We start from the raw sequence: 12566 nt of genomic DNA on the forward strand, positions 1-12566 counted from the left end.
CTCCATAAAAGTTGAGATTGATTAGCTCTTTGCACACCGAATGTGCTTGTTTGAATTCCTTCTATATTGAAAGAATATCTTGACGTACTGGTTGGTTCGTTCAGTTTTCAAAGATCAAAAGTTTTTGTTTGCCACTTCAAAACAGCGACTTAATAATCATATCATTGTGACTCGTTTAAGTCAACAACTTTTTTTAAATGATTTTTGGCTTGCCGTTGCCGGTTTGCCGTGCTGTCTTAATGCGACAAGTAATAATATAGCATGGTACGTCATTAACCGTCAATAACTTTAAACAAAAAAATTCCCTTTCTTTATTAAAACCAGCAAAGAAAGGGATGACACGTGCAGTTTGCAGCCATTTATGAAGGTTTATAGGTTCGGTGAAAGATATGATCTCCTTTTGTTTCTTGTAAAACGACTTCAATAATATTCTTTTCCACTAAGTATTCGATCATTGAAGATAAATCCAATATATATTCCTGTATCTCGGGATGGACTTTTAACTCTCCAAATGACCAAGGTTCTTCCTGTTCTTTCATAAGACTTAATAAATGCTGCGTACTGGACTCGGCACGCTTACTAATGGAATGTTCCACTGCAATAATCATTAGATGGATTCTTTTATCTGTAGGTTCGCCACTTTCAATTAACTCCTGATACAGCTTGTAGATTTCAGGTTCAATCCTCTTCACTTGATTCCACACCGTTACTTCAGGATGAAATCCTTTCTCTATAATGGAAAGGCGGGCTAAATAATGAAGCGAATGAACCATCCGGCTGAAGGAATCCAGATAGTGCTCGGATTCGTAAAGATCTTTGGCCTCGCTATAGCTGCGGATTAACTTAGCGAACTCAATAACCTTTTTCAGATCTCTCTTCTCCTGTGGGAACGTCCTGAGCTGTTCTTTTAACTCGGTTATATATTCATTTTTTTCAAAAATAACGGTGCCGTTAATTACCCATTCTACGGCACGGCGATAGGAGCTTGTATCAATCCAGTGATGCAAAAGTTTTTCATCTACCGTGTGCATAGCTGCGGATTTATTTTCAAATTCGTAATGCTTTACATACCACAGTTCCTTTGCATCCTTTACAATAATGAACAAAATAACATCAAAATTGTCCGTCACTGGACTGATCGGTTTCATTTTCTCTAAAATTAAGATCCCTAATGTATTGCTCTGGCTTGCTCTTTCTTGATAAATCGGGCGTAGTACGTCTTTCATTCTGGTCCCCCACATTCTATATCAGCTTGTTTTGTTTATTCGATACTTTTTGGCGAATTCCTTTTTTCTAAATATAATCAATGAAGGAAATATGCTATACTACCTTGTAGATAGTAAGGAGGGAACCTGCGTGGCATTAAGATACAGCAGTAAAATTAATAAGATACGTTCCTTTGCTTTTTGGTTAATTTTCGGCGGAATTGGCGTCATGTATATAGGATTGATCTTCAAAGAAACCACTTGGCTTATGGCTCTATTTATGATTCTGGGTATGGGCTTTGTTGGTCTGAGTACGCTCGTTTATTTCTGGATTGGCATGCTTTCCACCAGAACCATTCAGATTATATGTCCATCCTGTGAGAAGCCTACCAAAATGCTTGGACGAGTAGATGCCTGCATGCACTGCAACCAGCCGCTGACCATGGATAAATCGTTAGAGGGCGAAGAGTTTGATGAGAAGTATAATTCTAAACGATATAAAAAGAATAAAACTCAGCAGCAAACCTAATGAAAGAATCCGCTCTAAGCAGCGGATTCTTTTTTTACATAAAAAAACCGGAAGCTCGTGGCTTCCAGTTTTAGTGCGTATTATTAGCTTTACATTCAGAGCACGTTCCATACACTTCCATGCGATGATGACTTACATCAAATCCAGTCACCTGTTCAGCTAATGATTCAACTTCATTGAGACTTGGGTAGTGGAAGTCAACAATTTTGCCGCATGAATCACAGATCGCATGATAGTGATCCGAAGTATTACAGTCAAAACGGCTTGATGAATCTCCGTACGTAAGTTCACGTACAAGCCCGATTTCCTTAAATACGCGGAGGTTATTGTAAACCGTCGCTACACTCATATTCGGAAATTTACTTTCTAACGCTTTATAAATTTCATCAGCTGTTGGGTGAGTCATAGAATTCAGCAGGTATTCAAGCACCGCATGACGCTGTGGAGTGATTCGCACACCTGAACCTTTCAGTGTATCCACCGCTTCTTGCAATCGATGATCAGACACAGCCATGCACCTCGCTTTCATAAACTGATTCTTGATTTATAATATTATTAAATTAGAATCCTTATAATTAGTGTAACCTGTCTGTAAATCTAATGTCAATAAAAAGCCTCCTCCCCCGGCAAATTAAATTACACGTCTGGATCAAGAGGAGTTTCTTTACCGCCAAGCTGCTGATTAACGTACCTTGCCGCTACGAAAAGCAGATCGGACAGGCGATTCAAATACGAAACGACCAGCGGATTGACCAATTCATCCTCTAATGCGACCGCAGAACGCTCTGCTCTTCTCACAACTGTACGGGCTAAGTGCAAACCAGCAGAAGCTGAATGACCAGATGGGAGAATAAAATTCTTCAATGGAGTCAAGTCCTCGTCCCACTTATCAATCTGTTGTTCTAATTCTTCTATATGTTCTTTCTTTACCTGCCATTTCACTTCTTTTCCTTTTGGAGTAGCAAGCTCCGCTCCTACGTGAAACAGGATAGTCTGGATGCGCTGCATCGCCTCAAGAAATGAATCTTTATCCGCCCAGTCTTCTTTCGTCAGGTGGCTGAGGGCTAGACCGATCGTGGAGTTCGCTTCATCACAGGTTCCATAAGCCTCGACTCGTATATCATTCTTGGCTACTCGATTGCCGTAGATTAAAGATGTCTGTCCTTTATCCCCTGATCTTGTATAAATACGCATGTTTTAATACCCCCGTTTAGGATCAATTTTGTTTTTCATTTCGCCCTCTTCATTTAAGAACGTCTGCAAGTTCTCTTCAAATATATCAAAACCACGCGGAACGTACCCAGGAGACTGACCCGAAGTATGAGGAGTGATTGTCACTTTTTCTTCTTCCCAGAATGGATGATCCTCTGGCAGTGGCTCCTCTTCAAACACGTCGAGTACAGCATGCGCAATATAAGAATTCTGAACAGCCTGCAGAATGACGTCCGATTGAACCAGATCACCTCTCCCCATGTTTAGGAAGATGGCGTGGTCAGGCATGGCTTTAAAGTGATCCAAATCCAATAAGTACTGTGTATCCTTCGTACTTGGCAGCACAGCCACAACGAATTCACCCTGGTCGAGCACCTGGTGAAGCTCTTCTACTTTATACGTTTCATCGAAGTGAGGCTTAGGATTTCCGGATTTCGAAACCCCAATGGTTTTCATGCGGAAAGCCTTAGCGAGCCTAGCCACTCCCTGTGCGATAGCTCCCGTCCCTAGTACCACCATGGTCCGGCCGCTAATTTCCTGATTGACCATTCTACGGTTCCATTCGTGATTTTTTTCTAATTCCGCATAGGCTTTCGCATTTCTTGAGACCTGAAGAAGCATCGAGATCGCGTACTCAGCCATCGGTTCGGCGTGAATTCCCCTCACATTGGTTACAAGGATCCCTCTTTGCTGAATTTCCTCGAAAGGCATCTTATCAAGACCGGCAGATAAAACCATAACCCACTTTAAGTGGCGGGCCTGCTTAATACGTTCCGGATTCAAATCTTCCCCGTATGTAATAAATACATCCGCTTCCTTTAAATAGCTTTCTGCTTCTTCGATTCCGTGACAGAATAGAAATTCCACTTCTTTAAAGTTCTCTTTCAGTCTGGTTTGTATATCTTCAGGGACCCTTTTAATCGCTGAAACAACCTTCATCCTCTCACTCCCTTTCCTCTCTTTCTTCTATAGTAATTGTTTTTCCAGACCAACTCAAAATTAAAGCTTCTTAAGAAAAAGCCATAACCGGTTTTCCGGCTATGGCTTTCCTGGTATCTATTGAAGATTCTCGCGAATGTAACTTAGCGCAGATTCTACATGTCCTTCTACTTTAACTTTGCGGAACTCTTCGGCAAGATTACCTTCTTTATCGATAATGAAAGTAGAACGCTCTATGCCGTAATATTCTTCTCCTGATTTCTTCTTAAGAACCCATGCGCCGTAATCTTCCGCTACTTGATGATCCTCATCCGCAAGTAGTAAGAATGGGAGATCATGCTTATCGATAAATTTCTTATGAGACTCTACAGGGTCCGGGCTAACGCCTAGAATAACAGCATCCAGATCCGCGAAGCTTTCGTGATGATCACGGAAATCGCAGGCTTCATTCGTGCAGCCTGGAGTCATATCTTTCGGGTAAAAGTACAGTACGACGTTCTTTCCTTTATAGTCGGATAATGATACGTTTTCTCCATTGTTAGCTGGCAATGTAAAATCAGGTGCTTGTTTTCCTTTTTCAATTGTCATACGTAACCCTCCTAAAAATAATTATATATCTAGCCTACCCTATACGAATATAAACTTCCAATTCAATGTTCAATCTTGTAATGCTGCCATACCTTGGCAACGAGAGCAGCCGGCAGTGAATACCCGATCATGGCTTCAAAAATAGCAATCCAGCGCCCTGCACCCACAGGAACCATTTCTCCGTATCCTACTGTGAATAAGGTTGCTCCACTGAAGTACATGCTTCTTGCAATCTCTTCCTTCCAATGCAAAGGCTCAGACTGACCAGCCTCATGGTACACCATTACCCCATGTTCAATCAGAGAAACATAAATAATAGCAAATCCAATCATCACGATGGTGTAAAGAAGCAATATGGAGACAAACAGTTGAAATGAAAAAATCTTATGTTCGAATTCGAGTGAAGCGAATATTTGACGCAGACTGCCAGCAATCAATATCAGGCTCATTGTAGTAATCGCGATAATAATCATGACGCACTCCTCCCCGGAAGAGACAAGCAGTACTCTACTGTTTACCTATGTCCACAAACCATCAATTATGCCGCCTGCCAGTTTATCTCAATTCCTCCTATTACCCCCACCTCAGGTCATCCAGATTATGGATGACCTGAGGTGGGATATTTTAGGGGGATGTTTTTGTTTATTTCAGAGACCGGGCGAATGCACACCCCTCTTCTCCATGCGAGCATAAGATACAGTAAACAGCGGAAAGGGGGAATTGTGAATGGGTTACGGATATGGCGGAGGCTTTGCGCTGATTGTTGTGCTTTTCATCCTTCTAGTAATCGTTGGTGCAGCGTTCGTATACTAAAATCATTCCAGTAAAAAGCACCGAATAACCACCATAAGTGATTAGCGAGGTGCTTTTTTCCTTACGCACACGAGCGGCGGTTAATCATTAAAACATCCTTAAAATACCCTCCCTATAATGGGGAGGGTATTTTTTGTGCAGCCCATCCCTACATTGCGGGTGTCCGTGCTACAATGAATACTGAATGTCAGTAAGGAGGTAACTATGAATATAAAAACATCCGAACAATTATACACAGAAGCTACTGAACATATCGTAGGGGGTGTAAACTCTCCGTCCCGCGCATACAAAGGGGTTGGCGGCGGCACCCCTGTCTATATGGACCGGGGTGAAGGTTCACACTTTTACGATGTAGATGGTAATCAGTATATTGACTACTTAGGTGCCTACGGTCCAATTATTACGGGACACGCCCACCCTCACATAACGGAGGCAATTACGAAGGCTGCCCAAAACGGGGTGCTATACGGTACACCGACCGTACTTGAAAACCGGTTTGCGAAAATGCTCAAGGAAGCCATTCCTTCCCTGGAAAAAGTCCGCTTTGTTAATTCAGGGACCGAGGCGGTCATGACCACCATTCGTGTGGCCCGTGCCTATACGGGACGAAATAAAATTATCAAGTTCGCCGGCTGTTATCATGGCCACTCTGATCTTGTACTGGTCGCTGCCGGCTCAGGACCGTCCACACTCGGCACACCTGACTCAGCCGGGGTGCCCGCTTCGATTGCCCAGGATATCATCACCGTTCCTTTCAATGATATTGAGCCTTTTAAAGAAGCTATCGCCCGGTATGGTGATGAGATTGCCGGCGTGCTCGTTGAGCCTATCGTCGGAAACTTCGGTATTGTGGAACCTAAACCCGGGTTCCTCCAGGAAGTAAATGAACTCGCTCACGAAGCAGGCTCTCTAGTTATTTACGATGAGGTCATTACAGCTTTCCGTTTTACGTATGGAAGTGCCCAGCAGCTTCTCGACATTGAACCGGATATGACAGCCATGGGTAAAATTATTGGCGGCGGTCTTCCGATCGGAGCTTACGGAGGGCGTGCAGATATTATGGAACAGGTTGCCCCTCTGGGTCCTGCTTACCAGGCCGGAACCATGGCCGGCAATCCCGCATCGATGTCTGCAGGAATTGCGTGCCTGGAAGTCCTCCAGCAAGAAGGGGTCTATGAAGAAATGGACCGTCTTGGTGAAAAGCTGGAGAAAGGTATCCTAGAAAGCGCCAGCCATTACGGCATCACGCTAACGATCAATCGACTAAAAGGAGCTTTAACCGTTTACTTCACAGAGGAAAAGGTGACAAACTACGAGCAGGCCGAGAACACAGACGGCGATCGTTTCGCCCGTTTCTTCAAACTTATGCTCGCAGAAGGTATCAACCTGGCTCCATCTAAATATGAAGCCTGGTTTCTAACCACAGCCCACACGGATGAGGATATTGACAAGACCCTTCAAGCAGTCGATCGCACTTTCCAAATTATGAGTAAAGAGTAAATATTCAGTTCCGGAGATTCATTTCTCCGGAATTTTTTTATATAAAACTGTTAGAATTAATTGAAAATTCTAAATTGTCGTGATAGAATAGATTTATAATTCTGAAAACTCTAATGAATTATGATCTTTGTTTCATTTCTTTCCCTTTTCATGGTTCTGGTGAGAACTAGAGCCCCCTTTAAAGCTAATGCGGTTATCCGCATTAGCTTCTTCTTTTGCTGCCATTCTTTTTTCACATAATTTTGGAATAAATATGGGTACGATTCTACATAAAATGCGTTATAATAAATCCATTGTTTATTTTAATTGAAGGAAGATGTTAGCTATGAAACTCGGCGCACGTATGATGAAGACAGGCCTTGCTGTAGCTATAGCTCTATATATTGGGAATCTTTTTGGATTTATTTCCCCATTGCTTGCAGCTATTGCCGTTGTCTTTTCCATCCAGCCATCCATTTATCGATCTTACCAATCCATAATCGAACAGCTCCAGGGAAATACCATTGGAGCCCTTATCGCAGTAATCGCCGTATTCACCCTTGGGAACGATCCCTTTGTCGTTGGGTTTGCGATCATACTCGTCATCGGTTTTACGACTACTTTAAAAATGAATGAAAACACGGTGGCGCTCGCGGTTGTGGCTGTCATTGCCCTGATGGACTCTACCGATCAGACATTTATGTTCTTTGCAACTTCTCGTTTTTCTTCCATGATCTTAGGAATCTTAGCTGCATTTATCGTGAATCTGGTGTTTCTGCCGCCGAGGTATGAAACACGGCTATTCAAGAAAATCGATCTCGCTACGACGGATATTCTTCAATGGCTCCGAGTTACCACCCGGCAGTTGTCAGATGAACCAGCCTTAAAATATGAAATCGTACGTATCCAGGATGATCTACGCTGGACCGACCATACGTATCTTCTTTATTCCGAAGAGCGAACTTATCTTAAAGGCAGACGTTTTTCAAAAGGAAGAAAACTGGTGCTTTTCCGTCAATTGATTACGACCACGAAGAAATCTTTCGATGTATTGAAGGCTTTCTACAGACTGGATCATAAAATTGAGCAGATTCCGGAGGATTTCCAGGATGCCCTTGTGCATGAATTGGACAAGCTGATTAATGCTCATGAAAAGCTGGTTCTCAGCTTGAAAGGCAGGATTAAACGCACCCATAAACAAGGACTGCGTCAAATTGAGGAGCCCAACATTCCTCTCCTGGTGGAACGGCTGATGCATGTGTATGAGAAGACCAATAATCCTGACAAGCTGGTCTTTCTTCCTTTAGCTTCCCAGTTGATGGAATATCACTATCAGCTTGAGAAGTTGAAAAGGTTACTAAAAAGTTACCAAAGCCACCACCAGAACGATTACATTCAAACCACAGATAAATAAAGACATTCGCGCTATACGCAGAGCTCAGAGGATTGCCCTCTGAGCTTTTTTATGTAACTTCCCTTAAATCTCTCTAAGTTGGTTTAAAGTAAAGCTCCCGTTAATGGAAGACTGAATTTCGAGATGATTTTAGTTCGTTACTTCATATAGAGAAGGGGTGGCTGCAGAAACAACTCGCTTTCCTGCGGCCCTACAAGACGTAGGGTCGATCGACCCTGCGTCGTGCAGGGCCGGAAAGCGAGCCGTTCCCTGGAGCCCTTTTCTCCACACAATATATAGAAACTGAGTATTACAGTAATCGGCCTGTTAGTTGAAGATTACTAAAATTATTAAGAGAGCTTTATGTAATCAACATACCGCCATGCGTTACTTTTTCCCTGCTGAGATGGCAACTATCAATATGAAAAAGAAAACCAACCCTACTCCTATAAGAATATTTTCGATGCTCATACCTTCCTCTCCCCTCAAAATAACGTGTCCTTTATTAAGTAATAGTGTCATTATTTCAAAGTACCGTCACCAGTACAATCAAAAATCATATAAAAAGGGCTGAATCCTGCAGGATTCAGCCCTTTTTTCAATGGTATCTTTTAAGTTTGTAAATATTCCTTAGAACCTGGTTTATCATCCAGTTCCTGCATTTGATATAGATTGTAGTAGTTTCCGCGTTTATCCATTAATTCACGGTGAGACCCTACTTCTACAATTTCACCATTTTCAATTAACACAATTCGATCCGCATGCGTGATGGTCGACAGGCGGTGAGCCACGATAAAGGTAGTACGATCTGAAGCGAGGCGTTCTAAAGCACCCTGTATAAGACTTTCGCTTTCCAGATCGAGGGCTGATGTCGCTTCATCCAGTACGAGCAGCGGTGGATTTTTCAAGAAAATACGAGCGATAGCTACTCGTTGTTTCTGGCCGCCGGATAATTTGACACCGCGCTCTCCAACCAGTGTATCGTACCCACTGGAGAGATTCGAGATGAATTCATGAGCATTCGCTGCTTTAGCCGCTTCCACCACTTCCTCATCCGTAGCGTCAGGATTACCCATACGGATGTTCATGGAGATGGATTCACTAAAGAGAATGTTATCCTGCAGCACCATCCCAACTTTATCCCGCAAGGATCGGGCCTCTACATCACGAATATCCATGCCATCGATCATGATTCTTCCTTCCGTAACATCATAAAAACGGGGGATCAGGCTGATCAGGGTGGACTTGCCTCCACCACTCATTCCGACAAAGGCAACCGTTTCTCCTTGTTTTACATCTAAGCTGACGTTATTCAGCACAAGCGGTTCACCTTCGTCGTATCTGAAGGAAACATTTTCAACTGAAACGTCACCATTTACTTTCTCCAGTCTCTTAGCCCCTGGCTTATCCACGATATCGTATTTTTCGTCCACGAGTTCAAATACACGGTCCATAGAGGCAATCGATTGAGTAAGAACCGTCGCAGAGTTAACAAGGCGGCGGAGCGGACTGTAAACTCGTTCCATATAGCCAGTGAAAGCAACCATGGTACCAATCGTTAGTGAACCCGTTATAACCTGATAGCCCGCAAAAGCAATAACAAGCAGCGGGGCCAGGTCCGTAATGGTGTTGGTAACCGAATACGTGTAAGCATTCCAGTTCGTGTGCGTAATGGCTTTATCAAGAAAGTTTTTATTCTGCACATCGAATTGATCCTGCTCATAATTCTCGAGCGCAAAGCTTCGTGTCACCGGAATCCCCTGAACGCGTTCGTGCAGGTGGCCCTGAACTTGAGCAAGTGCCTGAGAACGGTCACGGGTTAAGTGGCGGAGTCTGGCATAGAAATACTTGACCGCAAAACCGTATAACGGAAAAAGAGCAATCGAAACAAGAGTAAGCCAAACATTCATCGTGAGCATAATTATAATTGCAATAACAATTGTAAACATATCGAGCCAAATATTCATTAGGCCGGTAATGACGAATGTTTTGGTCTGTTCCACGTCATGAATCACACGCGATATAATTTCGCCTGTCTTTGTTTTTGAATAAAATCGCAGGCTGAGCCGTTGAATATGATCAAACAGCTTTTCCCTTACATCATAAAGGATGTTGCTTCCGATCCACTGAGCCATATATTGACGAATATATTCAATAGGCGGGCGTATGATCATAAACACGAAAAAGGCCCCGCCCATCAGCCATAATAGCTGATCAATTTTTTCAGATTGAGCAAGCGAATCCGCGTTGATAATATCATCAATTACATATTTCGTAATTAACGGCATTAATAATGGAATCGAGAACTTTACGACGCCTATAAGGACAGTGAGAATAATCTTTCCCTTATAGGGCTTTACAAACTTTAAATAGCGTTTAATACTGTCCAAACGAACACCTTCTTTCCTTTCCTTACCTTAAAAACAACAAGGATGCGCACTTATCTGGAAGTGCGCATCTGACGTTACCTATACGTTAAATAGCGTTCATACCATTGATCAATAAATTCCGGTGAAAACGGCCCTTTCCTCTGGCGGATCCAGCGAATAAGTATATCTACGTTGTTATACAATATACGGTCCAGCACATGAGGATAATTCATTCTGCGTTTATGGATTTCATATTCATCCTCATCGAGAAGTTTATAGGTCATATCCGGAAACACTTTAATGTCTAAATCGTAATCAATGTATTTAATCATTTCATCCTCATATATAAAGGGAGAACTGATATTGCAATAATAGTATACTCCATCATTTCTCAGCATACCGATAATGTTAAACCAGTATTTAGAGTGAAAGTAGCAGATCGCGGGTTCACGTGTCGTCCATCTCCGTCCGTCACTTTCGGTGACAGTGGTCCGATCGTTTGCACCGATAATAACATGGCGGGTTCCCTTTAGAACCGTAGTACTTTCCCAAACGCGATGGAGATATCCATTATGCTTGTAACTTTGAATTTCAATCCGCTTTCCTGCTTCTGGGCCGGGCATGTTGATCCCCCTTCCCTTTTGTAGTCCGATCATGCCTTCTGTCTATTATAACTACAATTGGAAAGGAATGAAAATAATTAAGCTCTTAAAAATTTACGTAAAAAAGAAGCCGCCAATTGGCGGCTTCTCTTGTTCGGGGGATTGATACAGGCTAATAAAACAGCCTGGACAAGCCTTAACCATCAATCAGGTTATTTTTTCTTAGCCTGAGATTGTTGGTTTTGCTCACGCACTTGTTGAGCATCTGTTTGAGATGCAAATTCAGCACCATATTGTTGGTTCTGATTTTGTTGAGCAGCTTGTTGGTTCTGTTGTTTAACGTGATTTTTGTCTGTACCAGCAGCTGTTTTGTTTTGTTTTGGTTGCTTAGCCATGTTTATCACCTCCGCAAAGATTATTGTGTACACTTCTCTCTGTTTTCATTCTAAAAATAAATTATTTTTTTCTTTCCCATGAAAAAAGACGCTTCTTCAAGGAGAAACGCCTTTAGTGCCAAGGTGTTAGTTCATGACTCTTTTTGTTTCAATATATCGGGAAGACCAATAATTACTGGTAAGAGTGGCAATGGATATGCCATATGTAGATCCACTATGAATAAATTGGTTATTTCCAATATATATTCCAGCGTGAGAAGCTCCTGGTTTGTACGTTTCAAAAAAAACAAGGTCTCCTGGCTGACGATAAGAATGGCTCACGGATTCTAAGCTGGAGTGAGCATAAATAGAAGCTACTGTTCTCGGAATACCAATCCCTTCTTTAGCAAAAACGTACTGCAGAAAACCGCTGCAATCAAATCCTGAAGGTGACTCTCCTCCCCACTTATAAGGAGTCCCTAAATATTTCTTAGCCTCCTTGATCAAACTTGTACTTGAAAAAGAGGATACCGGTTGTGGGGTGGTCAAATTGGATGAAGAAACCGAATCTTCAGGTGAGGAGTTTACCTTTATTTTTTGATTGGGGTAAATCGTAGCGCTCGAAAGATGATTTAAATTCATTAATGCTGATACAGACATCCCGTGCCTATTCGCAATCGCCCATAATGAATCGCCGCTTTTTACCGTATATGTACGAACGTTTGTAGATGATGGAGAACCTGAGTCTTCTATGGTTGAGTTATTCGTCTTATCCACAACTAATTGCTGCCCCACATAAATGACATTGGATGAAAGACCATTCCATGATTTAAGCTCTGTAACGGACGCCTCATACTTTTGGCTTATTCTCCACAATGTATCTCCTGCTTCTACTTGGTGAGTTTCATCTGCAAATACAGCTGTCCCCCAAAGTACGGCCCCTGCTAAACTGCCGCATACCGCTGCTGTCCACCTTTTCTTATCCATTCCTCATCCCTCTGTTCATATGTAATTTTCTATCTGCTTTCTGAAACTAATTATTCACAAATTAGACAAAAAAGTA

Annotated in this window: 14 protein-coding genes; 4 read left to right on the forward strand and 10 right to left on the reverse strand. The window is 42.4% G+C overall.

Annotated features, from left to right (window positions below; translation table 11 throughout):
* Positions 1-359: 359 nt before the first annotated feature.
* On the reverse strand, positions 360-1226 hold the full coding sequence (locus tag LCM11_RS04635) for a nucleotidyltransferase-like protein (RefSeq protein WP_224893086.1): 867 nt from the start codon (positions 1224-1226) through the stop codon (positions 360-362).
* A 130-nt stretch (positions 1227-1356) separates the two neighbouring features.
* Here LCM11_RS04635 and LCM11_RS04640 point away from each other — a divergent pair, with 130 nt between their 5' ends.
* Entirely contained in the window at positions 1357-1734 is a 378-nt protein-coding gene (locus LCM11_RS04640; RefSeq protein WP_224893087.1) for a YgzB family protein, read from the forward strand.
* 70 nt (positions 1735-1804) lie between these two features.
* Here LCM11_RS04640 and perR read toward each other — a convergent pair whose 3' ends face one another.
* The 5 genes from perR to LCM11_RS04665 form a co-directional block, all read right to left on the reverse strand.
* Entirely contained in the window at positions 1805-2248 is a 444-nt protein-coding gene (gene perR / locus LCM11_RS04645; RefSeq protein WP_224893482.1) for a peroxide-responsive transcriptional repressor PerR, read from the reverse strand.
* Between the two features lie 122 nt (positions 2249-2370).
* Positions 2371-2928 carry a cob(I)yrinic acid a,c-diamide adenosyltransferase gene (locus LCM11_RS04650; RefSeq protein WP_224893088.1) on the reverse strand — a complete coding sequence of 186 codons (558 nt, stop codon included), beginning with the start codon at positions 2926-2928 and terminating at the stop codon, positions 2371-2373.
* A 3-nt stretch (positions 2929-2931) separates the two neighbouring features.
* Positions 2932-3885 (reverse strand): D-2-hydroxyacid dehydrogenase, encoded by a 954-nt coding sequence (locus tag LCM11_RS04655; RefSeq protein WP_224893089.1) that lies wholly within the window; start codon positions 3883-3885, stop codon positions 2932-2934.
* A 117-nt stretch (positions 3886-4002) separates the two neighbouring features.
* Positions 4003-4473 (reverse strand): thioredoxin-dependent thiol peroxidase, encoded by a 471-nt coding sequence (bcp, locus tag LCM11_RS04660; RefSeq protein ID WP_224893090.1) that lies wholly within the window; start codon positions 4471-4473, stop codon positions 4003-4005.
* Between the two features lie 62 nt (positions 4474-4535).
* Positions 4536-4946, reverse strand: coding sequence for a potassium channel family protein (locus LCM11_RS04665; RefSeq protein WP_224893091.1), 411 nt, complete (start codon positions 4944-4946; stop codon positions 4536-4538).
* A gap of 253 nt (positions 4947-5199) precedes the next feature.
* Between LCM11_RS04665 and LCM11_RS04670 the strand changes: the two genes are divergently transcribed.
* From LCM11_RS04670 to LCM11_RS04680, 3 genes are all read left to right on the forward strand, one after another.
* A complete protein-coding gene (locus tag LCM11_RS04670) occupies positions 5200-5286 on the forward strand; it encodes a YjcZ family sporulation protein (RefSeq protein WP_224893483.1) in 87 nt (28 codons plus the stop codon).
* 204 nt (positions 5287-5490) lie between these two features.
* The gene (locus LCM11_RS04675; RefSeq protein ID WP_224893092.1) at positions 5491-6786 is read left to right on the forward strand and encodes a glutamate-1-semialdehyde 2,1-aminomutase; all 1296 of its coding nucleotides are present in this window, start codon (positions 5491-5493) and stop codon (positions 6784-6786) included.
* A gap of 325 nt (positions 6787-7111) precedes the next feature.
* Entirely contained in the window at positions 7112-8179 is a 1068-nt protein-coding gene (locus tag LCM11_RS04680) for an FUSC family protein (protein WP_224893093.1), read from the forward strand.
* A 590-nt stretch (positions 8180-8769) separates the two neighbouring features.
* Here LCM11_RS04680 and LCM11_RS04685 read toward each other — a convergent pair.
* From LCM11_RS04685 to LCM11_RS04700, 4 genes are all read right to left on the reverse strand, one after another.
* Complete coding sequence (locus LCM11_RS04685) at positions 8770-10548, reverse strand: ABC transporter ATP-binding protein (protein ID WP_224893094.1); 1779 nt, start codon at positions 10546-10548, stop codon at positions 8770-8772.
* Positions 10549-10622: 74 nt separating this feature from the next.
* A complete protein-coding gene (locus tag LCM11_RS04690) occupies positions 10623-11150 on the reverse strand; it encodes a DUF402 domain-containing protein (RefSeq protein WP_014642322.1) in 528 nt (175 codons plus the stop codon).
* A gap of 191 nt (positions 11151-11341) precedes the next feature.
* Entirely contained in the window at positions 11342-11524 is a 183-nt protein-coding gene (locus LCM11_RS04695; RefSeq protein WP_089753224.1) for a gamma-type small acid-soluble spore protein, read from the reverse strand.
* A 126-nt stretch (positions 11525-11650) separates the two neighbouring features.
* Positions 11651-12490, reverse strand: coding sequence for a LysM peptidoglycan-binding domain-containing protein (locus tag LCM11_RS04700; protein WP_224893095.1), 840 nt, complete (start codon positions 12488-12490; stop codon positions 11651-11653).
* Between the last annotated feature and the right edge of the window lie 76 nt (positions 12491-12566).

It is taken from the genome of Halobacillus halophilus, from assembly GCF_020171985.1.
Lineage (GTDB): Bacteria > Bacillota > Bacilli > Bacillales > Halobacillaceae > Halobacillus > Halobacillus halophilus_A.